The 20,326-nt window shown below is 70.4% G+C and carries 20 protein-coding genes and 1 pseudogene; 12 read left to right on the forward strand and 9 right to left on the reverse strand.

Annotated elements, in window-relative coordinates; translation table 11 throughout:
- The first annotated feature begins 11 nt into the window (after positions 1–11).
- The 3 genes from ACFUO4_RS18260 (at position 12) to ACFUO4_RS18270 (ending at position 1,129) form a co-directional block, all read left to right on the forward strand.
- Positions 12–128, forward strand: coding sequence for an SGM_5486 family transporter-associated protein (locus ACFUO4_RS18260; RefSeq protein WP_097262240.1), 117 nt, complete (start codon positions 12–14; stop codon positions 126–128).
- Between the two features lie 175 nt (positions 129–303).
- Entirely contained in the window at positions 304–510 is a 207-nt protein-coding gene (locus ACFUO4_RS18265) for a hypothetical protein (RefSeq protein ID WP_059197204.1), read from the forward strand.
- A 100-nt stretch (positions 511–610) separates the two neighbouring features.
- On the forward strand, positions 611–1,129 hold the full coding sequence (locus tag ACFUO4_RS18270; RefSeq protein WP_383485578.1) for a SixA phosphatase family protein: 519 nt from the start codon (positions 611–613) through the stop codon (positions 1,127–1,129).
- 91 nt (positions 1,130–1,220) lie between these two features.
- Here the strand turns inward: ACFUO4_RS18270 and serB are convergent, their stop codons facing one another.
- Complete coding sequence (serB, locus tag ACFUO4_RS18275) at positions 1,221–2,432, reverse strand: phosphoserine phosphatase SerB (RefSeq protein ID WP_079308170.1); 1,212 nt, start codon at positions 2,430–2,432, stop codon at positions 1,221–1,223.
- A gap of 1,032 nt (positions 2,433–3,464) precedes the next feature.
- Positions 3,465–5,000, reverse strand: a pseudogene (locus tag ACFUO4_RS18280) (streptophobe family protein); the annotation flags it as partial.
- A gap of 237 nt (positions 5,001–5,237) precedes the next feature.
- Here ACFUO4_RS18280 and ACFUO4_RS18285 point away from each other — a divergent pair.
- Complete coding sequence (locus ACFUO4_RS18285) at positions 5,238–7,763, forward strand: FHA domain-containing protein (protein ID WP_383485774.1); 2,526 nt, start codon at positions 5,238–5,240, stop codon at positions 7,761–7,763.
- A gap of 106 nt (positions 7,764–7,869) precedes the next feature.
- Here ACFUO4_RS18285 and ACFUO4_RS18290 read toward each other — a convergent pair whose 3' ends face one another.
- The 3 genes from ACFUO4_RS18290 to ACFUO4_RS18300 form a co-directional block, all read right to left on the reverse strand.
- A complete protein-coding gene (locus tag ACFUO4_RS18290) occupies positions 7,870–8,610 on the reverse strand; it encodes a transglycosylase SLT domain-containing protein (protein WP_383485582.1) in 741 nt (246 codons plus the stop codon).
- Positions 8,611–8,889: 279 nt separating this feature from the next.
- The gene (locus ACFUO4_RS18295; protein WP_383485585.1) at positions 8,890–9,987 is read right to left on the reverse strand and encodes an S-adenosylmethionine:tRNA ribosyltransferase-isomerase; all 1,098 of its coding nucleotides are present in this window, start codon (positions 9,985–9,987) and stop codon (positions 8,890–8,892) included.
- Positions 9,984–10,682: an SDR family oxidoreductase gene (locus ACFUO4_RS18300; RefSeq protein WP_079312510.1), complete on the reverse strand. Its 699-nt coding sequence runs from the start codon at positions 10,680–10,682 to the stop codon at positions 9,984–9,986. Before ACFUO4_RS18300 ends, ACFUO4_RS18295 begins: the two co-directional genes overlap by 4 nt.
- A 228-nt stretch (positions 10,683–10,910) precedes the next feature.
- Between ACFUO4_RS18300 and ACFUO4_RS18305 the strand changes: the two genes are divergently transcribed.
- From ACFUO4_RS18305 to ACFUO4_RS18320, 4 genes are all read left to right on the forward strand, one after another.
- Positions 10,911–12,056, forward strand: a complete 1,146-nt coding sequence (locus tag ACFUO4_RS18305; protein ID WP_079312512.1) for a GAF domain-containing sensor histidine kinase — start codon at positions 10,911–10,913, stop codon at positions 12,054–12,056.
- Positions 12,049–12,690, forward strand: coding sequence for a response regulator transcription factor (locus tag ACFUO4_RS18310; protein ID WP_079312514.1), 642 nt, complete (start codon positions 12,049–12,051; stop codon positions 12,688–12,690). The genes ACFUO4_RS18305 and ACFUO4_RS18310 overlap by 8 nt, the downstream gene beginning before the upstream one ends.
- Positions 12,691–12,846: 156 nt before the next feature.
- Positions 12,847–13,089 carry a chaplin ChpE gene (chpE, locus tag ACFUO4_RS18315; protein WP_059197195.1) on the forward strand — a complete coding sequence of 81 codons (243 nt, stop codon included), beginning with the start codon at positions 12,847–12,849 and terminating at the stop codon, positions 13,087–13,089.
- Positions 13,090–13,277: 188 nt separating this feature from the next.
- Entirely contained in the window at positions 13,278–13,517 is a 240-nt protein-coding gene (locus tag ACFUO4_RS18320) for a chaplin family protein (RefSeq protein WP_079312516.1), read from the forward strand.
- 247 nt (positions 13,518–13,764) lie between these two features.
- Here ACFUO4_RS18320 and ACFUO4_RS18325 read toward each other — a convergent pair whose 3' ends face one another.
- Positions 13,765–14,553, reverse strand: coding sequence for a hypothetical protein (locus ACFUO4_RS18325; RefSeq protein WP_383485592.1), 789 nt, complete (start codon positions 14,551–14,553; stop codon positions 13,765–13,767).
- A gap of 139 nt (positions 14,554–14,692) precedes the next feature.
- Here ACFUO4_RS18325 and ACFUO4_RS18330 point away from each other — a divergent pair, with 139 nt between their 5' ends.
- From ACFUO4_RS18330 to ACFUO4_RS18340, 3 genes are all read left to right on the forward strand, one after another.
- A complete protein-coding gene (locus ACFUO4_RS18330) occupies positions 14,693–15,490 on the forward strand; it encodes an ABC transporter ATP-binding protein (protein ID WP_059197192.1) in 798 nt (265 codons plus the stop codon).
- A gap of 49 nt (positions 15,491–15,539) precedes the next feature.
- On the forward strand, positions 15,540–15,971 hold the full coding sequence (locus ACFUO4_RS18335) for an NfeD family protein (RefSeq protein WP_059197191.1): 432 nt from the start codon (positions 15,540–15,542) through the stop codon (positions 15,969–15,971).
- 132 nt (positions 15,972–16,103) lie between these two features.
- Positions 16,104–17,054 carry an SPFH domain-containing protein gene (locus tag ACFUO4_RS18340; RefSeq protein WP_383485596.1) on the forward strand — a complete coding sequence of 317 codons (951 nt, stop codon included), beginning with the start codon at positions 16,104–16,106 and terminating at the stop codon, positions 17,052–17,054.
- A gap of 72 nt (positions 17,055–17,126) precedes the next feature.
- On the opposite strand, the gene ACFUO4_RS18345 is transcribed toward ACFUO4_RS18340, so the two are convergent.
- The 3 genes from ACFUO4_RS18345 to ACFUO4_RS18355 all read right to left on the reverse strand — a co-directional run bounded on the left by ACFUO4_RS18345 (position 17,127) and on the right by ACFUO4_RS18355 (position 19,155).
- Positions 17,127–17,633 (reverse strand): HNH endonuclease, encoded by a 507-nt coding sequence (locus tag ACFUO4_RS18345; RefSeq protein ID WP_079312520.1) that lies wholly within the window; start codon positions 17,631–17,633, stop codon positions 17,127–17,129.
- 156 nt (positions 17,634–17,789) lie between these two features.
- Positions 17,790–18,329: a YbhB/YbcL family Raf kinase inhibitor-like protein gene (locus ACFUO4_RS18350; RefSeq protein ID WP_383485599.1), complete on the reverse strand. Its 540-nt coding sequence runs from the start codon at positions 18,327–18,329 to the stop codon at positions 17,790–17,792.
- Positions 18,330–18,372: 43 nt separating this feature from the next.
- Positions 18,373–19,155, reverse strand: coding sequence for a sporulation protein (locus ACFUO4_RS18355; RefSeq protein ID WP_079312524.1), 783 nt, complete (start codon positions 19,153–19,155; stop codon positions 18,373–18,375).
- Between the two features lie 169 nt (positions 19,156–19,324).
- Here ACFUO4_RS18355 and ACFUO4_RS18360 point away from each other — a divergent pair, with 169 nt between their 5' ends.
- The gene (locus tag ACFUO4_RS18360; RefSeq protein WP_383485602.1) at positions 19,325–19,966 is read left to right on the forward strand and encodes a DNA-3-methyladenine glycosylase; all 642 of its coding nucleotides are present in this window, start codon (positions 19,325–19,327) and stop codon (positions 19,964–19,966) included.
- The last annotated feature ends 360 nt before the right edge of the window (positions 19,967–20,326 follow it).

Below are 20,326 nucleotides of genomic sequence, written 5' to 3' on the forward strand. Positions count from 1 at the left end.
AGACTTGCCGCATGCCAGTGCTCGACCCGAACCCCCAGAACGGCCAGAAGAAGATGCTGCTCGTCTTCGGCTCGTTCCTCGCCATCTTCGTGATCATCGCCGTCATCGCGACGATCGCCTCGCCCTGACCTCCTCCGACTCCGGAGGGCGGGGGTGGGGTTATCCCCCCGTCCCCTAGGGGGCGGGTCTCAGGGTCAACTGGGTGGATCACCGGATGGGTTGGGGGCCGCCGGATCCGTACCTTCGAGATGTGGCCGCGACCGAGCGGACCACCGGCCCACTCGGAGAGACGCGGAGGCACCCATGTCGGCCCCATCGCACACCCCGCCCCACCCGGCGACCCGGGGTCGCGCCGACATCCGGCTGCCCTGGTGGGCCCTCGCCCTGCCGACGCTCGCCTTCATCACCCTGCTCGCGCTGATACTCAACCCGGCCGACGCGCAGGCCGCCGCGGGCGACCCGGCGATCACCCATCTCTTCGAGCGCATACAGCAGCTGGCCGCGCGCTGACCGGCCCGGATTCCCCGGCCCGCGGTGATCGCCAGGCATCGTCGCAGCCGCATGTCAACTCCCTGCGCCCCATGGCCTGTTTCATGCGAAGCTGGGTCCCATGAGCGTCGCAGAACCGCGCAGGATTGTCCTTTTCCGGCATGCGAAAGCCGACTGGCCACAGGTGTCCGACCATGAGCGACCGCTTGCCGAGCGGGGACGCATGGACGCGGCCGTGGCAGGGCGGAAGCTGGCCGACTCCGACATCACCCTCGACCTGGCCCTGTGCTCCACGGCGGTCCGCACCCGTGAGACATGGAAGCTCGCCGTGCACGAACTCGCGCACCGGCCGAAAACCGTCTATGAGGAGCGGATCTACGAGGCCTCTCCCGGCGAACTCATCGCCGTGCTCAACGAGACCCCGGACGACTCCCAGAACGTCGTCCTGATCGGCCACAACCCCGGCGTGCAGGGTCTCGCCGAGATCCTGGCGGGCTCGGCCGAGGGCGACGCCCGCGAGCGGATGACCCGCCGCGGCTTCCCGGCCGCCGCGTTCGCGGTCCTGTCCTTCACCGGTTCCTGGAAGAGCCTGGAGCCGGGCGTGGCCACCCTCGTCGACTACTGGGCACCGTCGGAATGATCCGCACCGAGTCATGACGGCGAGGGCCCGGCACCGCGGAGGTGCCGGGCCCTCACCGCATGATGCGGAGGTGTCGGACGATCCGGGGATGTCAGAGCACGTCGTCGTGGGTGTCCGCCGCCTCGACCTCTTCGCGGGTGACGCCGAGCAGGTAGAGGACGGTGTCCAGGAACGGCACGTTCACCGCGGTGTGCGCGGCCTCCCGCACCACCGGCTTGGCGTTGAAGGCGACGCCGAGGCCGGCCGCGTTCAGCATGTCCAGGTCGTTGGCGCCGTCGCCGATGGCCACGGTCTGCGACAGTGGCACCCCCGCCTCGGCGGCGAACCGGCGCAGCAGCCGTGCCTTGCCGGCCCGGTCGACGATCTCGCCGGTGACCCGCCCGGTCAGCTTGCCGTCGACGATCTCCAGGGTGTTGGCCTGGGCGAAGTCCAGCCCGAGCCGCTCCTTCAGATCGTCGGTGACCTGGGTGAACCCGCCGGAGACGACGCCGACCTGGTAGCCGAGCCGCTTGAGGGTGCGGATGAGGGTGCGGGCACCGGGGGTCAGCCGCACCTCGGTGCGCACCTTCTCGACGACGGACGCGTCCAGCCCCTCCAGCAGGGCCACGCGCGCGTGCAGCGACTGCTCGAAGTCCAGCTCCCCGCGCATCGCGGCCGCCGTCACCTCGGCGACCTTGTCCTCGCAGCCGGCGTGCGCCGCGAAGAGCTCGATGACCTCGTCCTGGATGAGGGTGGAGTCCACGTCCATGACGACGAGACGCTGAGCGCGCCGGTGCAGGCCCGCCGCGACGACGGCGACGTCCACACCGAGCGCCGCGGCGTCGGTCACCAGCGCGGTGCGCAGCGGCGGGGTCTCGACACCGGACACCGCGAACTCCACAGCCGTCACCGGGTACTTGGCGAGCCGGAAGATACGGTCGATGTTGCCGCCGGCCTTGGTGATCCGGGCGGCGATCGCGGCCGTGGCCTCCGCGGTGAGCGGGTGGCCGAGCACGGTGACCAGGGAACGGCCGAGGCCGCGGGGGCGGTTGTCGCCGAGGCCGGAGATGATCTCCGCCTGCATCTTCACCGACTCCGCCCAGCTGTGGACGGTCGACCGCAGTTCACCCTCGAGCCCGCGCGGCGGCTCGGTCACGAGCGCGCACAGCACCATCCGGCCACGGGTGACGACCTGCTCGATGTCGACGACGTCGACCGAGTAGGCGGCGAGGGTGTCGAAGAGACCGGCCGTGATGCCCGGCTTGTCCTTGCCGAAGATCTTGACGAGAAGAGTGGGTACGTCGGAGGTCTGCGAAGCGCTCATGGTGCACCCACCGTATCCGGCACGCAGTGCCTTGCGCCCCTGAGGTCCGCCTGGCGGACAGGGAACACTCGGTGTCGTTCAGATGGACCGGATCTTACGCACCGCCCTGTGGCCCTCGGGCGGTCACCTCCGCCCCTTCGGCCTGCCGGGTGGGGGAGGAGGCGGGGGCGGCGGAGGCGGCGGCGTCCCTTCACCGGGCGCCGACGGCGGCTTCCGCGAGGGCGGCTGGATCGGCCGCACCATGGTGGGCGCGCCGTACACGTCGTCCCCGGCGGGGGGTGGCTCGTCGACCGGCTCCCCGTCGTCGGACCCGCGCGAGTCATCAGGCCGCCCACGGCCCCCTGGCCACCCGCCGGACTGACCGGCGCCGCTGCCCGGCTCCCCGGGGCGTGGACGTCCAGGTCCGGGCGGTGAGCCGTACTGAGGTCGTGAGTCTCCGGGCGGTGAGCCGTAGTGCGGCCGTGAGCCGCCCGGCGGGGCGTCCGCCACCCCCGCGCCCCGCCCCTCGGGCGGCCGAGCGTCCTCGGGGCCTCGCAGCTCCTCCGGCACACGCAGATACGGATTGGTGTCGGGATTCGGCGGCCGATACGGCGTACCCGGCACGTACGGTCCAGCCTCCCCCGAGGCCCCGCCCTGTCCCGCCCCTGAAGCTGAGGCCCCGCCCGGCCCCGCCCCGGAAGCCATCCCTCGACCAGCCCCGGAGGTCGAAGCGCCGCCGCGTCCCGTATCCCAGGCCCCACCCTGATCCGCAGACGCAGCCCCGCCTTCACCGGCGTACGGCCCGGCCCCGCCTCCGCGCGACCACTCCCGGCCTTCACCGGCATAAGGCGCAGCCCCGCCTTCGCCGGCATAAGGAGCGGCCCCGCCCTCACGCGACCACGCCCCACCCGCACCAGCCCCCGCTGCCCCGGCGCCGCCGCTCACCCCCGAGGCTCCGCCCCCACCCGCATAAGGCCCAGCCCAGGACCCATCTCCCTGCTGCCCAGCCCAGGACCCACCCCCCTGCGTCCCAACCCCCGACTCCCCGGCATCAGGCCCCGCCCCGCCGCCCCAACCCACCGCGACCCCGGAACCGCCCCCGCCGCCCGCGCCGCCCGAACCATCCGCAGCTCCCGCCACGTCACCCAGTGCCAACGCAGCCGCCCGTTGCCCGGCCGCCCCCGTCGCCCGTGCCAGCAGGGCCCCGGCCGCGCCCGCGCCCGCGCCCCACAGGGCGCCCAGGAGCAGGGCCATGCCGAGGTGGCCGTGGAGTTCGATGCCGGCGCCGAACGCGTCGAAGCCCAGTACCGACAGCGAGGCGTCCACCGACACCTCCGTCAGCCAGGCCAGCAACGGCAGCGCCAACGCCGTCGCCAATCCCAGCCGCAGCGCACAGCGCCCGGCGAAGCCGAGGGCGCCCGGATCACGTACGTACGAGGCACCCAAGCCCCCAGCATCTCCCCTCACCACCACGCCCACCGGCGTCCGCACCGCCGCCAGCACCCCCGCCAGCAGCATCATCACGGCCGCCGCGACCGCCAACAGCCAGACCCGGCTGTCGAGTTCGGCGAGGCGGGAGAGGGAGACGGACTCGTCGCGTTGGGAGCTGAGCAGGTCGTCCAGGGGAGCGGGGAGGAACGCGGTCAGGGGGCCCGTCGCGCGGCCGTCCCACGGGACGAACAGGCCGATCGGGATGCCGAGCCAGGTGCCGTTGGGCGTGCCCAGCAGCGCCGCGCCCGCGATCCGCTTCGGGTGGTCGTCGCCGATCGCCGCGTACGCCGCCGCCGCGAGCCCCGCCGCGACCGCCACCAGCAGCACCGCGACGAGGGCCGACACCGCCGGGCGGACCACGCGGTGCACGGCCTCCAGGCCGCGGGGGAGGGGCGTACGGCGGGACGCCAGCAGGGCGATCAGCAGGATGCCCGCCGACCAGCCCAGCCCGCCCAGCAGCGTCGGCACCGTGTCCACGGTGAAGCCGACCGCCGCCTTCGCGTCGACGAGGTTGCCGATCTTGTCCGGCAGCAGCCCTCCGATGTCCCCGACGTCACCGAGTCCGGGGATCTTCAGGCCACCGCCGCCCCCGCCCCCGCCGCCGGGCAGCTTGTCGAGCCCGAGGGCGCCGCCGTCGATCGTGATGACGTCGTGCCCCGCCCAGGCCAGCCCGCCCAGGGTGGCCACGAAGAGGACGATCACCGCGCCCGCGCGCGCCAGGAGTTCGGCCGGTGCGATCACAACTCCCGCCGACCGCAGGGACCGTAGGAAGAACCATGACAAAAGGAGCGCGCCGACCAGGCTCACCCCCAGTGGCGTGATCTCGATGGCGGTCGCCGCCTCCGCGCCGGTGAGGCCGAATGCGGACACATCTCCGGACGGCGTCACCGAACCACCCGCCCCAAGCGCCACCACAGCCGCGGTCATCGGGCCCAGCGAGGCCGTCGCGTCGGCCCCCAGCAGGTGCAGCCCGAGCGCCGCGACGCCGGCCATGCCGATCAACGCCCAGCTCACGGCGACGATCGCGGTCAGCAGGATGTCTCCCCACGGCAGCTTCGCGCCGTACTTCGCGGCCTCGACGTTCGTGGACGCACTCATGGCAGACCCCCCGATCCGCGGCGCGGCGATCGCCGCGCATGTCCCCCTCGCGTGGATTACCACTCTCCGGGTCGGTTTCAACCCCGTCAACGGGACCGGTCGATGCGTACGTACGTGGTCTTCACAAGGCCCGACTTTCGGTCAGGGGGCCGAGCCTGAAATAGTTCCCGACGATGTTCGACATCCCTAGACTCCCTGTGTTGGGGGTAACTCGGGGGACTACTCATGGGGCATGGAGTGCCGGAACTCGTACTGGAATTGAACGGACGTACCTGGACGCTCGACCCGTCCAGGCCTTACACCCTCGGACGCGATCCGCAGGGTGACATCGTGCTGGACGACGCCAGGGTGTCCTGGCGTCACGCCACGATCAGCTGGAGCGGCCGCAGTTGGGTCATCGAGGACCACGGCTCGACCAACGGCACCTTCGTGCAGGGCCAGCGGATCCACCAGCTGGAGATCGGCCCTGGCACGGCGGTGCATCTCGGCAACGCGACCGACGGACCGCGCGTGAGCGTCTCCGGCGCCGCGGCGGCTGTCACGCCGCAGCCCCAGCAGCAGCCGTACGCCGCGCAGGGCGCCGGCCCGGGCTGGGCCCAGGCGCCGCAGCCGCAGGCGCCTCACCAGCAGGCACCGGCGCAGCAGGCCCCGCAGGCCGGCTGGCAGCAGCCGCCCGCGAACATCCCGCCGCAGCAGGGCGGCCCCGGCGTCGGCGCGGGGGCGCCGCCGGTCTACGGCGACCGCAGCCCGACCACGTTCCACCAGTTCTCGATCGGCCGCGTCATGCGCATCGGTCGTGCCCTGGAGAACGAGCTGGTCGTCTCCGACCTCCAGGTCTCCCGTCTGCACGCCGAGTTCCGCTCGACGCCCGACGGCCGCATGGAGATCCGCGACCTCGGCTCGCACAACGGCACCTACGTCAACGGCCAGCCGATCGCCAAGGGCGGTTCGCAGCTGCTCGGCCCGGCGGACATCGTCGGTGTCGGTCACTCGACCTTCCGGATCGTCGGCGACCGGCTCGAGGAGTTCGTCGACACCGGTGAGGTCTCCTTCTCGGCCCGCCACCTGACCGTCACGGTCGACGGCGGCAAGCAGATCCTGAAGGACGTCTCCTTCGGCGTCCCGGAGAAGTCGCTGATCGCGGTCATCGGACCGTCCGGTTCCGGCAAGTCGACGCTGCTCAAGGCGCTGACGGGCTACCGGCCCGCCAACCAGGGCGATGTCCTCTACGACAACCGGAACCTCTACAAGCAGTTCGCCGAGCTGCGTCAGCGCATCGGTCTGGTCCCGCAGGACGACATCCTGCACAAGGAGCTGACCGTCAAGAAGGCCCTGAAGTACGCGGCCAAGCTCCGCTTCCCCGCCGACACCACCGGCGTCGAGCGCGAGGCCCGTATCGACGAGGTGCTGCGCGAGCTGAAGCTCGACATCCACAAGGAGAAGAAGGTCACGTCTCTCTCCGGCGGCCAGCGCAAGCGCGTCTCGGTGGCCCTGGAGCTCCTCACCAAGCCGTCGCTGATCTTCCTGGACGAGCCCACCTCGGGCCTCGACCCGGGCATGGACCGCGACGTCATGCAGCTGCTGCGCGGACTCGCCGACGACGGCCGCACGGTCCTCGTCGTCACCCACTCGGTGGCCGAGCTGGCGATCTGCGACAAGCTCCTCGTGATGGCTCCCGGCGGTGCGGTCGCGTACTTCGGCCCGCCCGAGGAGGCGCTGAACTTCTTCGGCTACGACAGCTGGGCCGACGTCTTCTCCGCCTTCGAGAACTACCGCGACTACGACTGGGCCGGACGCTGGAAGGGCTCGCAGCACTACCAGATGTACGCCGCGGACATCGACGCCGTTGCGCCGCAGTCCGTACAGATGCCGCCCATGCAGGCGATGAAGCCGCCGAAGCCGCAGGGCTGGATGTCCCAGTTCGGCACGCTGGTGCGCCGCTATGTCTCGGTGATCGCCTCCGACAAGGGCTTCCTGGCCCTGTCGATCATCCTGCCGCTCGTCCTCGGTTCGGTGAGCCTGCTCATCGACTCCGGCAAGGACCTGCTGGTCAACACGGAGATCAACCCGAACACCGGCAAGCCCGTCGCCAACGGCACGGCCCTGACAGTGCTGCTGATCCTCGCGGTGGGCGCCTGCTTCGCCGGCGCGGCCAACTCCGTCCGTGAGCTGATCAAGGAACGGGTCATCTACGAGCGCGAGCGCGCCACCGGCCTGTCCCGCTCGGCGTACCTGATGTCCAAGGTCTTCGTGCTCGGCCTGGTCACCATGCTGCAGGGCCTGCTGGTCGGCATCATCGGCTTCTCCAGCCGCACCATCCCGGACAAGGGCCTGATCTTCGGCAGCCAGATCCTGCTGGAGCTGTGCATTCCGATCATGGCGCTGGGCTTCACCGCGATGATGTTCGGTCTGATCATCTCGGCCCTGGTGAAGACCGCCGAGAAGACCATGCCGCTGCTGGTCATGTTCGCGATTGTCCAGGTCGTCTTCACCGGCTGCCTGTTCCCGCTGGCCAACTCGGTGGGCGTCAACCAGCTGTCCTACCTGATGCCGTCGCGCTGGGCGGTCGCCGCCGCGGGCGCCACGCTCGACTTCAACAAGATCAGCCCGCCCGCCAAGGGCGACAGCGACGACCCGCTGTGGGCCCACAGTGTCGGCGCCTGGAGCATGGACATGATCGCCCTGATCGTGCTCGGCGTGATCTGCGGCTTCCTCGTGGCCCGCTTCCTGCGCCGCCACGAGCCGGAGGTCATGCGCAAGTAGTCGCGGTCGTACGACGCCGAAGGGCGGCACCCCGTCAGATGGGTGCCGCCCTTCGGCGTACGCGAGCTGAGGTCCGCGCGGCCTCAGTACGCGTTGTTCACGTGCGTCAGTACGCGCTGTTCACGTTGTCGATCGAGCCGTACTTGTCGGCCGCGTAGTTCGCGGAGGCGACGATGTTGGCGACCGGGTCGTACTGGCTCCAGGACGTGCCCGCGACGTGGTACGCGTCGAAGGTCGGCTTGATGATCTGCAGCAGACCGATCGACGGGGTGCCGTTGATCGCGTTGATGTCCCAGTTGTTGATGGCGCTCGGGTTGCCCGAGGACTCCCGCATGATGTTGCGGTACAGACCGTTGTACGTACCGGGGATGCCCTTGTCGTCCATGATGTCGAGGGCGTGCTTGATCCAGCCGTCGAGGTTGTTGGCGTAGCTCTTGGGGGCGGCCTTGATCGCGGCACGCTTGGCGGACCGGCTCGCGGCCTCCTTCGCCTTGCGCTCCTGGGCGGCCTTCTGCGCGGCCTTCTTCTTGGCGGCGGCCTCGGCGGCCGCCTTCTTCTTCGCCGCGGCCTGAACGGCGGCCTTCTTCTTGGCGGCGGCCTCGGCGGCCTGCGCCTGCAGGCTGGTCGCGGCGAGCTGCTCGCTGACGTCGGACTGCAGGCCCTTCAGCTGCTCGGAGCTGTAGGCGACCCTGGCCGGGGCAGCGGCCTCGCTCGTGGTCGTGTCCGCGCTGCTGGGCACCGCGGAGAACGCGAGGGCGGCGGCGCCGAGCGTGGCGACACCGGCGATGGCGATCTTGTGGCGCTTCGTCAGCGCGCGACTATGACCACGGGTGGAGTTCTGCGACATGCGAGTGGACCTCTTCGAATAGCGCGGAGTCGCTCTGCGTCCCTTGCGGCACAAACGCCGCGGGAGGACCCGCGGCGCTGAGCGACGGCAGCCATTCTTAGCGGCCGCAAAATTGTGTGGCAAAGCTGTGACGTACGATCCCGGGTAGTGGATCAGGGAAGGGCAAAACGGGACAGACAGGAACGTCTGTCCCGCTCACCGGGGACCTGTTTATCTCCTATTGACCTTCGTACGTGATGTGCGCCCTATGCGCGGGCTCACATCGGACCCGTAACAGTCTCACCGGCAGTTGCTGAAGCAATGCTCTGCGTGAGGAACCTCTGTCCCGGCCTCCGCAGGGAGGAGGAGATGCACGTCCCCGAACTCGTGCCAGAGATAGAGCCCGCGTACCGCCTCCTCGTACCCGCGCTCGACCGCCGCCGTTCCGGCCACCGCCCGGAGCATCAGCAGATGCGAGGCCTCCGGCTCGTGCAGCCCGGTCAGCAGCCCGTCCACGACCCGCACACCCCGCTCCGGGGTCACCACGAGGTCGGTCCACCCTTCACGCGCGCGTACGACCCCGTCGGCGCCGGCCGCCGACTCCACGGCCCGCACGGCCGTCGTCCCCACGGCGACCACCCGGCCGTCCCCCGCCTTCACCGCGTTGATCAGCCGCGCCGACGCCTCCGGCACCGCGAACCGCTCCGGATACGGCGGCTCGTGCGCCTCCGCCGACGCCACACCCGTGTGCAGCGTGATCGGCGCGAACTGCACACCCCGGCTCACCAGCTCCGCCACCAGCCGCGCCGTGAAGGGCCGCGCCGCGCTCGGCATCTCCGCACTGCCGGCCCCGCCGGGCTGCGGCAGCGCGAACACCGTCTGGTACGCCGACAGCGGCTGGTCGCGTTCCGTGTAGGCGTAACGGATCGGCCGCCCGTACTCCCGCAGCAGCCCGGAGACTCCCGCCCCGGCCACCCGGGCCCACCACAGCCGCTCACCCCGCGCGCTCAGCGGCTCCTCCAACGTCAGCCGCACCCCCTCGGGCAACCGCACCTCCGTCCCCGCGGGGCCTCCCGCACGTGCGCGTGTGGTGCCCCGCCCGTCGGGCTCCCGCAGCTCGACCGCCCAGCGTCCGTCGTCCCCGCGCGTGGAGAAGTGCACCACCACGCGCGCGTGCCCGATCCGCGCGTCCACGGCCGCCGCCAGCGTCGGCGAGGTGTTCACGACCAGCAGGTCCCCGGCCCGCAGCAGACGCGGCAGCTCCGGGAACGCGTGATGCGACACCTCCGTACCGCGCGACACCAGCAGCCGTACGGCGTCCCGGCCCAGGCCCGGGCCGCGCTGCTCGGCGGGGACCCGGGCCGACAGCTCCTGCGGCACGTGCAGCGCCAGGGTCACCGTGCCTCCAGCAGTGCGGCGGCTGTGTACCGGCCGCTTGCCGGACGCCGGTCCAGGAGTCGCACGAAGGCGGGGGCGATGTCCGCGGGCGTCGGCGTCCCCGACAGGTCCTCGTCGGGCTCGGCGGCGGCCAGCATGTCGGTGCGCATGCCGCCCGGGTCGACCCACCAGACCCGCAGCTCCGGCTCCTCGACCGCCAGCACCGCCGACAGCTGGTCCAGCGCCGCCTTCGTCGCCCCGTACGCCCCCCAGGTCCGGTACGCCTCCGCGCCCGCGTCCGAGCTCACGTTGACGACCGCCCCCGAGGGAGCCGCGCGCAGCTCGGGCAGCGCCTCCTGGAGCAGCCCCAGCGGCGCCACGACGTTGACCTCCAGAGCCGCGCGGAAGCCGTCCAGGGAGTGCTCGCCGAGCGGCACCAAGGGCTCGGCGCCCAGCACCCCGGCGTTGTTCACCAGCAGGTCGAGACCGCCGAGCCCCCGCGCCCCCGCCACCAGCGCGGCCCGGTGCCCGGCGTCCGTGACGTCACCCGGCAGCGCCGTCACGCGCGTGCCGTACGCCCCGACGTCGGCCGCCGTCTTCCGCAGCACCTCGGCGTTCCTGGCGTCGAGCACCAGATCCCAGCCGCGCGCGGCCAGCGCCTCGGCGAGCGCCCGCCCCAGCCCCCGCGAAGCCCCCGTGATGATCGCTACCGGCATGACACGTCCCCTCGTCGTCACCTGGATGTGCCCTCGACACACAAGGGCTTGATGTGGCCTCACCGTAGGAACGGGGCGGCCCCGCCCGCGTCGGACGCGGGTCGCGAACAGACGGGGCCCTTCGCCCTAAGCCCCCGGTACGGGCCCTTGGCCCTAGGCCCACCGCCCTAGGCAGCCGCCGCCACAGGTCGGATACGGACTGTCACACCCCGCCGGTACCGTGAGGGCATGAGTCAAGGCCCCAGGTCCGGGCTGGCCGCGGTGAGCTCCGCGTTGCTGGCCATGAGCAGGCATCTGGAGGTGCGCGACGTCCTCAAGACGATCGTCGCCTCGGCCCGCGAGCTGCTCGACGCGCAGTACGCCGCCCTCGGTGTCCCCGACGACCACGGCGGCTTCGCCCAGTTCGTCGTCGACGGCGTCAGCGACCAGCAGTGGAAGGCCATCGGCCCGCTCCCCAGGCAGCACGGCATCCTCGCCGCGATGCTCCAGGAGGCCAAGGTCGAGCGCCTAGCGGACGTGCGCAAGGACCCCCGCTTCGAGGGCTGGCCGTCCGCCCACCCCGACATGTCCGACTTCCTGGGCCTGCCGATCAAGGACGGCGACGAGGTGATCGGCGCCCTCTTCCTGGCGAACAAGAACTGCAGCAAGCCCGACGGCGCTTGCGGCTTCACCGCCGACGACGAGGAACTCCTCTCCATCCTCGCCCAGCACGCCGCCATCGCCCTCACCAACGCCCGCCTGTACGAGCGCAGCCGGGAACTGACCATCGCCGAGGAACGCTCCCGGCTGGCCCACGAGCTGCACGACGCGGTCGCCCAGAAGCTGTTCTCCCTGCGCCTGACCGCGCAGGCCGCCGCCGCCCTCGTCGACCGCGATCCCGCACGCGCCAAGGGCGAGCTGCAACAGGTCGCTGCCCTCGCCGCCGAGGCCGCCGACGAACTGCGCGCCGCCGTGGTCGAGCTGCGCCCCGCAGCCCTCGACGAGGACGGCCTCGTCGCCACCCTCCGCACCCAGATCCAGGTCCTCGACCGTGCCCACACCGCGCGCGTGACCTTCGGCAGCAGCGGAGTACGCGCCCTGCCCGCCGCCCAGGAGGATGCCCTCCTGCGTGTCGCCCAGGAGGCCCTGCACAACGCCCTGCGGCACTCCGGGGCCGACCACGTCGACGTGACCCTGGCCCGCCGCGGCTGCGGGGCCGTCCTGAGAGTCACCGACGACGGCAGCGGCTTCGACCCGACGCAGACCCGCCGCGCGGGACGCCACCTCGGTCTGGTCTCCATGCGGGACCGGGCGAGCGGGGTCGGTGGCGCGCTGACCGTGGAATCGGCGCCCGGCAAGGGCACCACGATCGAGATGGAGGTCCCTGGTGGCTGACGCAATCAAGGTGCTGCTCGTCGACGACCACCAGGTGGTCCGCCGCGGCCTGCGCACGTTCCTCGAGGTGCAGGACGACATAGAGGTCGTCGGCGAGGCCGCGGACGGCGCCGAGGGCGTCGCCCGCGCCGAGGAGCTGAAGCCCGACGTCGTCCTCATGGACGTGAAGATGCCGGGCATGGACGGCGTCGAGGCGTTGCGCAGACTCCGGGAGCTGAACAACCCCGCGCGCGTGCTCATCGTCACCAGCTTCACCGAGCAGCGCACGGTGATCCCGGCCCTGCGCGCCGGAGCCGCCGGATACGTCTACAAGGACGTCGACCCCGACGCCCTCGCCGGCGCCATCCGGTCCGTCCACGCCGGCCACATCCTGCTCCAGCCCGAGGTCGCGGGTGCCCTGCTGTCCCAGGAGGAGGCCAACTCCGGACAGGGCCGGGCGGGGTCGCTCACGGAACGGGAGCGCGAGGTGCTGGGCCTGATCGCCGACGGCCGCTCCAACCGCGAGATCGCCCGCGCCCTCGTCCTCTCCGAGAAGACGGTCAAGACCCACGTCTCGAACATCCTGATGAAACTCGACCTGGCGGACCGCACCCAGGCCGCGCTGTGGGCGGTACGTCATGGAGTGACCGGTTGATCCACCACGCGCCCGGCAATACGGAGGGTTCCGCTCCGGAGTGAGATTCATACCGTCGTGGGAATGTCACCCGGACGGCGCATCCTTCGTGGATCTCCACCGTTCTCCAGTGCGTGCTGCGGCGACTGCCGCGGCGATCACCAGGAGGGCTCAGAAGTGAAGAACCTGAAGAAGGCAGCGGCCGTGACGATGGTGGCCGGCGGACTGATCGCCGCCGGCGCCGGTATGGCCTCCGCCACCGACGCGCACGCCGACGGCAAGGCCGTGGGTTCGCCGGGCGTCGCCTCGGGCAACCTCGTCCAGGCCCCGATCCACATCCCGGTCAACGCGGTCGGCAACAGCGTGAACGTCGTGGGCATCCTCAACCCTGCGTTCGGCAACCTCGGGGTCAACCACTGACCTCCGCCTCAGGAGCGGCAGTGACCTCCGGCCTCCCGGGTGCTCCCGGGAGGCCGGTCAGTTTTTCGTGCCAATGATCCGAACGGGGAGTTGACGTCGGCTTCCCGTACCGTTGGCACCCGCCTCCGCGTTGATCAGGCACGACCCGCGGCCGGGTCGGACACGCAAACGCAGGAGGAACGCTTCTCATGAACATCGCCAAGAAGGCCGCCGTGGCCCTCACCGTCGCCGGTATCGCCACGGGTGCCGCCGCCGGTGCCGCTGTCGCCGACGCGGGTGCCGACGGCGCGGCCGTGAAGTCGCCGGGCGTCGGCTCGGGCAACCTCGTCCAGGTCCCGGTCCACGTCCCCGTCAACGTCGTCGGCAACACGGTCAACGGCATCGCCGGCCTGAACCCCGCCTTCGGCAACACCGGCGCGAACGACTGACGTCGGGTCTGAGCCGATGGGCCTCTCAAGTCAACGGCGACTTGAGGGGCCCTTGGTCTGTGTGGGGAGGGGCGGGGCGGTCGGTTCTTCGGCTGCGGGCCGGTGGGGGCTGGTCGCGCCCGCGCGGCGGAGCCGCAAATCGACAGAGCCCCGCGCCCCTTGAGGTACGGAGCGCCGCCGTCAGTCGTAGCGGCACCCCGCCAACGCGGGCGAATGAGACCCCGCCCACCTCGGCCCCCAGCCCCACTCAGCGCACTCCCCGCTCCCGCTCCTCCACATACGCGTTGTACGCCGCGACCTGCGCCCGCCGAGCGGTCCGCTCCACCGGTCGCAGCGCCTCCGCCCGCGCCCCCATCTCGCCGGCCGTCACCGCACCCCCGTGCCCGTTCTCATAAGCCACGGAGATCAACAACCCCACCCGCTGCGCAAGCTCCAGCACCCGCACCGCCCGCGGCGGATACCCCGGCGCCAACACGTCCCGCCCCCGCTCGGCCCGCGCCCGATACGCGTCGATCGCCGCCTCCGCCACCGGCCCCGACCCGGCCACATCCAGCCGCGTCAACACCTCGGTCGCCTCCCGCAGCGCCTCGGCCAGCTCCCGCTCCGCCTCACCCAGCGACGGCACATCGGCCGGCGGAGCCTCCCGCACCGGCAGCACATGCCACACCACCTCGACATGCACATCACCCGCGGGCCCGGCCTCGTACACCTCGGGCACCAGCCCCAGCGCGGCCCCGTGACAGATCAACGCCTCCTCGGCCTCCAACGCCCGCGCGTTGAACTCCGGCGGACCGCTCAGACCCAGCGGATGACCCGGCGCCGGCAGCGCCACCCGCAACCCGGTCACGCCGAGTGCCCGCAACCGCCCCAGCGCGAGCGTCAGCCCGACCGGCCCGGACTCACCGGGCAGCCCCTCCACGCGATGCACCGCGTCGTCCCCGACAGCGGCGAGTACGGCGTCGTCAGGTGACACAAGTCCGGCCAAAAGGGCGTTTCCCCAAGCGGCAAGACGTCCAGAGCGAGGTTCCGAGAGCATGCCCCCACCCTAAGGACCGGACCGATGGAATGGACCGCCCGACCGGTGGCGTAGATTTCCTTGAGGACTGCGCCCACCACGCGCACGTCACAGCCGAGACGCCGAGACCGGTCACACTGCAAGGGGAGACAACGCGCTCATGAGCGATGTTCTGGAGCTTCAGGACGTATCCGTGGTCCGTGAGGGCCGGGCTCTGGTGGACCAGGTCTCCTGGTCGGTCAAGGAGGGCGAGCGCTGGGTCATCCTCGGCCCCAACGGCGCCGGCAAGACCACCCTTCTGAACGTCGCGTCCAGCTACCTCTACCCCAGCAAGGGCACCGCGACCATCCTCGGCGAGACCCTCGGCAAGCCCGGCACCGACGTCTTCGAACTGCGCCCCCGCATCGGCGTGGCCGGCATCGCGATGGCCGACAAGCTCCCCAAGCGCCAGACCGTCCTGCAGACCGTGCTCACCGCCGCGTACGGCATGACGGCCGGCTGGCAGGAGGAGTACGACGAGATCGACGAGCAGCGCGCCCGCGCCTTCCTCGACCGCCTCGGCATGAGCGACTACCTGGAGCGCAAGTTCGGCACCCTCTCCGAGGGCGAGCGCAAGCGCACCCTCATCGCCCGGGCCCTGATGACCGACCCCGAGCTCCTCCTCCTCGACGAGCCCGCCGCCGGCCTCGACCTCGGCGGCCGCGAGGACCTCGTACGCCGACTCGGCCGCCTCGCCCGCGACCCGATCGCCCCCTCCATGCTGATGGTCACCCACCACGTCGAGGAGATCGCCCCCGGCTTCACCCACGTCCTGATGATCCGTCAGGGCAAGGTCCTCGCCGCCGGCCCGCTGGAGCTCGAACTCACCTCCCGCAACCTCTCGTTGTGCTTCGGCCTCCCGCTCGTCGTCGAGCAGGTCGGCGAGCGCTGGACCGCACAGGGTCTTCCGATGGCCTGACGCCCTCGCGCCCTGTCCGCGGCACGACCCGCGGACCTACCATGACCATGTGAACGACATCGACGCATGGGTGTGGTGGCTGATCGGCGCGGCCGCGCTCGGAATCCCCCTCGTGGTGACGGCGATGCCGGAGTTCGGCATGCTCGCGGTCGGCGCCGTAGCCGGCGCGATCCTCGCGGGACTGGGCTTCGGCGTCGTCGTGCAGGTGCTCGCTTTCGTCGTCGTCTCGGTCGCCCTCATCGGCGTCGTACGGCCCATCGCCGCCCGGCACAGCGCGCAACGCCCCCAACTCGTCTCCGGCGTGGAGGCGTTGAAGGGCAAACAGGCGGTCGTACTGGAACGCGTCGACGGTTCCGGCGGCCGGATCAAGCTGGCCGGAGAGGTCTGGTCGGCCCGCGCTCTCGACGGCGGCCGCGCCTACGAAGTAGGACAAGAAGTGGACGTCGTGGAGATCGAGGGAGCGACCGCGATCGTCATCTGACCTCGTACGACTCAACTGAACCGAACAGCCCCCGAGTTGCTCGACGGTCTGTCAGACTCGACCAGCAAGATCTTCAACAACCATAAGATCTTCCGAAAGCGCCGAGGCGGAGAAGGGTACGGGGAAGCGACGATGGAACCGGTCATCATCGTCTTGATCATCCTGGTGGTGTTGGTCTTCATCGCCCTGATCAAGACCATCCAAGTCATCCCACAGGCCAGCGCCGCCATCGTCGAGCGCTTCGGCCGTTACACGCGGACACTCAACGCGGGCCTCAACATCGTCGTCCCGTTCATCGACACCATCCGCAATCGCATCGACCTGCGTGAACAGGTCGTCCCGTTCCCGCCGCAGCCGGTGATCACCCAGGACAACCTGGTCGTGAACATCGACACGGTCATCTACTACCAGGTGACCGACGCGCGGGCCGCCACCTACGAAGTCGCCAGCTACATCCAGGCAATTGAGCAGCTGACGGTCACCACACTCCGCAACATCATCGGTGGCATGGACCTGGAGCGGACCCTGACCTCCCGCGAGGAGATCAACGCGGCCCTGCGCGGTGTCCTCGACGAGGCCACCGGCAAGTGGGGCATCCGCGTCAACCGCGTCGAGCTGAAGGCGATCGAGCCGCCGACCTCCATCCAGGACTCGATGGAGAAGCAGATGCGCGCCGACCGCGACAAGCGCGCCGCGATCCTCACCGCGGAAGGTACGCGACAGGCGGCCATCCTCACCGCCGAGGGTGAGAAGCAGTCCCAGATCCTGCGCGCCGAGGGTGAGGCCAAGGCCGCGGCCCTGCGCGCGGAAGGCGAGGCCCAGGCCGTCCGTACGGTCTTCGAGGCCATCCACGCCGGCGACCCCGACCAGAAGCTGCTCTCGTACCAGTACCTCCAGATGCTCCCGAAGATCGCCGAAGGCGACGCCAACAAGCTCTGGATCGTCCCCAGCGAGATCGGCGACGCCCTCAAGGGCCTGTCCGGCGCGATGGGCAACTTCGGCCCCTTGGGCGGCGGTTCGGGCGGCGGCGGCTCAACGGGCAACGGTGGCACGGACCGCCGGGAGAAGCCCCCGATCGACTGAGGCCGGGGGAAACGACGACGGGGCTCGCCTTCACGCGGAAGGCGAGCCCCAAAGTCTTTGCGGGCGGCGGCGTTACGCGGCGTCCACGGCCAACCAGTCCGGCAGCGCCTGAAAGTCGTCGGACCCCAGCGACAGCAGCATCGCATCAGCCGGCGTCGGCTCGAACGGCTGCCTCAGCAACGGCATCCCGGCCTGCTCCGGAGTCCGGTCCGCCTTACGGTGGTTGTCCTCCGCGCACGAAGCCACCGTGTTCAGCCACGAGTCCTGACCACCCTGCGCCCGCGGCACCACGTGGTCCACGGTCGTCGCCCTGCGCCCGCAGTACGCGCACCGGTGCCGGTCCCTGACCAGCACACCCCGCCTCGACCACGGAGCTTGTCTTCGGAACGGCACCCTCACGTACCGGCACAGCCGGATCACCCGGGGCGCGGGTATGTCGACCGCGGCTCCGCGCATGCGCAGTTCGGGGTGAGACTGCTCGACGACGGCCTTGTCCTGCAGCACCAGAACGACGGCTCGGTTCAACGTCACCGTCGACAGCGGCTCGAAGCTCGCGTTCAGTACCAGCGTGTCCCGCATGACCAGCCCACCTCCTGCGCTCACCCGCCCACCTCCTTGGCGGGCTGGGATCAACTCTGGCCGGGCACGCCGAGATGGACAACGAAATAAAAGTGCCCGCCCCTGATCACTTCCAAGACCAGGGGCGGGCAAACGTTCCATGAACGCTCGGATCGCTCAGCTCTGTTCGGGGTTCTCGTACTCACCGATCAGCTGGGCACGCGCGATCGCGTGGAACCGCAGATTGAAGCCGACGACGGCAGGAGAGGCGTCCGCATCCGGACCGAGCTTCTCCTGATCGACGGCGTACACCGTGAAGACGTACCGGTGCGGACCGTCCCCGGGCGGGGGCGCGGCGCCACCGAAGTCCTTGCTGCCGTAGTCGTTGCGCGCGTGTACGGCACCCTCCGGCAGCCCCTCAAACTTGCCGCTGCTCGCACCCACCGGAAGCTCGGTCACCGAGGCGGGGATGTCGAACAGGACCCAGTGCCAGAACCCGCTGCCCGTCGGCGCGTCGGGGTCGTAGCAGGTCACGGCGAAGCTCTTGGTCTCGGGCGGGAAGCCCTCCCACCGCAGGTGCGGCGAGGTGTTACCGGCCGCGTAGACCTGAGCGTCCTTGAGCGTCGCCCCTTCCTCGATGTCCTCGCTCGTCACGGTGAACGACGGGACGGGCGGGTGGAAGTCGTGGGGGAGAGGCCGCCGCTTGAGCTCGGACACCTCGGTACCTCCTGATCGATTGCCGGAACCAGCAGTTCCGAGCCTAGAACCAGTTGCGCTTGCTGCCGACCTCGGACAGCCACTGGTTGAGGTAAGCCGCCCAGTCGGTGCCGTGATAGTCGTTGAGCCCCACCTGGAAGGACCGGAAGGTGTCGCTGCCCTCGCTGAACAGCCCCGGCTTCTTGTCCATCTCCAGGACGACGTCCATGACGCTCTGATCGGCCACGAAGCTCAGCTCGACCTGGTTCAGACCCCGGTACTGCTGGGGCGGGAAGAACTCGATCTCCTGGTAGAACGGCAGCTTCTGCCGCGTCCCCCGGATGTGACCGCGCTCCATGTCCGCGTTCTTGAAGCGGAAGCCCAGCTGGATGAAGGCGTCGAGGATCGCCTTCTGCGCCGGCAGCGGGTGCACGTTGATCGGGTCCAGGTCACCGGAGTCCACGGCACGCGCGATAGCCAGCTCGGTCGTCACACCGATGTTCATGCCGCGCAGCGCCTGACCGTCGATCATCGTGATCGGCGTCTCCCACGGGATCTCAAGCCCGAACGGCACCGCGTGCACGGCCCCGGCCTGGAGCTCGAAGGCGCCACCGAGCCGCACCTTGGTGAACTCGATGTTCTGCTTGTACTCCTCGTCGCCGCTCTCGACCTCGACCTTGGCCTGCAGCCCGACCGACAGCCCCTCGATCTCCTGGTTGACGGACCCGCCCTGGATCCGCACCTCACCCTGGACGACACCACCCGGCACGACGTTGACCTCGGTCAGCACCGTCTCGACCGAAGCCCCGCCGGCACCCAGGCTCGCGAGCAGCTTCTTGAACGCCATGACTCTCCCTATACGTCGTCCTGCTTCGCGCGCGTGCCACGCGCGCGTGAATCCTTGATCCCTACAAACGCGATCCGACCCTGGCCGGTTCCGCGCCCTCACCCTTGCAAGGCGAACGCCCCGTGACCACCCCGCCCGCAGCGATCCGTCTGCACTACCCTCGGACGGCATGATCGCGACCCCCGACCGTACGCCCCTCCCACGCGAGTTCTTCGACCGCCCCGTACTGGAGGTCGCCCCCGACCTCCTCGGCCGCATCCTCGTACGCACCACCCCGGACGGTCCGATCGCCCTCCGCCTCACGGAGGTCGAGGCCTACGACGGCCAGAACGACCCCGGCTCCCACGCCTATCGCGGCCGCACGGCCCGCAACGGCGTGATGTTCGGTCCGCCCGGGCACGTGTACGTCTACTTCACCTACGGCATGTGGTTCTGCATGAACCTCGTGTGCGGTCCGGACGGCGTGGCGAGCGCGGTCCTGCTCCGCGCCGGCGAGGTGGTCGAGGGCGCCGAGCTCGCGCGTAAACGTCGACTCTCGGCCCGAAATGACAAGGAACTGGCCAAAGGGCCCGCACGCCTGGCCACCGCCCTGGGCGTGGACCGATCCCTGGACGGCACGGACGCGTGCACCTCCGCCGACACCCCTCTGAGGATCCTGACCGGCACCCCGGTCCCCTCCGACCAGGTACGCAACGGTCCACGCACCGGAGTCTCGGGCGACGGGGGCGTCCACCCCTGGCGCTTCTGGATCGCCAACGACCCGACGGTGAGCCCTTATCGGGCTCATACTCCGAGGCGTCGCTCAAGTTGACGCGCCGTTGTGGGGTGCGTAATGTAGCCCGAGCCGCTTGAACCGGGTACGGCGATCGCCAGCAGCCGGAAGTGGCCAAACCACTACCTACGACATCCTCTCAGCGAGGGTGAATTCGACGTGCCCGCATGCTCGAATTCAAACTCTCGGAACTCGATTATGAGTTGGCGGGAGGATGGGCTAACGTAGTGAATGTCGAAAGGCCGACAGGCGAAAGCCAGAAGCCTTCGGTAAATCCCGCCGACAGGGAATCGGACGCCGAAAGGATCTGATAGAGTCGGAAACGCAAGACCGAAGGGAAGCGCCCGGAGGAAAGCCTGAGAGAGTCTCTCGGGTGAGTACAAAGGAAGCGTCCGTTCC

The organism is Streptomyces sp. NPDC057280, from assembly GCF_042668605.1.
Taxonomy (GTDB): Bacteria; Actinomycetota; Actinomycetes; order Streptomycetales; family Streptomycetaceae; genus Streptomyces.

Bases quoted from the DNA above. Each gene is read 5' to 3' on its own strand.
- ACFUO4_RS18260 (WP_097262240.1), top strand. From the start codon at position 12: ATGCCAGTGCTCGACCCGAACCCCCAGAACGGCCAGAAGAAGATGCTG.
- ACFUO4_RS18265 (WP_059197204.1), top strand. From the start codon at position 304: ATGTCGGCCCCATCGCACACCCCGCCCCACCCGGCGACCCGGGGTCGC.
- ACFUO4_RS18270 (WP_383485578.1), top strand. From the start codon at position 611: ATGAGCGTCGCAGAACCGCGCAGGATTGTCCTTTTCCGGCATGCGAAA.
- serB (WP_079308170.1), bottom strand. From the start codon at position 2,432: ATGAGCGCTTCGCAGACCTCCGACGTACCCACTCTTCTCGTCAAGATC.
- ACFUO4_RS18290 (WP_383485582.1), bottom strand. From the start codon at position 8,610: ATGTCGCAGAACTCCACCCGTGGTCATAGTCGCGCGCTGACGAAGCGC.
- ACFUO4_RS18300 (WP_079312510.1), bottom strand. From the start codon at position 10,682: ATGCCGGTAGCGATCATCACGGGGGCTTCGCGGGGGCTGGGGCGGGCG.
- ACFUO4_RS18305 (WP_079312512.1), top strand. From the start codon at position 10,911: ATGAGTCAAGGCCCCAGGTCCGGGCTGGCCGCGGTGAGCTCCGCGTTG.
- ACFUO4_RS18320 (WP_079312516.1), top strand. From the start codon at position 13,278: ATGAACATCGCCAAGAAGGCCGCCGTGGCCCTCACCGTCGCCGGTATC.
- ACFUO4_RS18325 (WP_383485592.1), bottom strand. From the start codon at position 14,553: ATGCTCTCGGAACCTCGCTCTGGACGTCTTGCCGCTTGGGGAAACGCC.
- ACFUO4_RS18330 (WP_059197192.1), top strand. From the start codon at position 14,693: ATGAGCGATGTTCTGGAGCTTCAGGACGTATCCGTGGTCCGTGAGGGC.
- ACFUO4_RS18340 (WP_383485596.1), top strand. From the start codon at position 16,104: ATGGAACCGGTCATCATCGTCTTGATCATCCTGGTGGTGTTGGTCTTC.
- ACFUO4_RS18345 (WP_079312520.1), bottom strand. From the start codon at position 17,633: ATGCGGGACACGCTGGTACTGAACGCGAGCTTCGAGCCGCTGTCGACG.
- ACFUO4_RS18355 (WP_079312524.1), bottom strand. From the start codon at position 19,155: ATGGCGTTCAAGAAGCTGCTCGCGAGCCTGGGTGCCGGCGGGGCTTCG.
- ACFUO4_RS18360 (WP_383485602.1), top strand. From the start codon at position 19,325: ATGATCGCGACCCCCGACCGTACGCCCCTCCCACGCGAGTTCTTCGAC.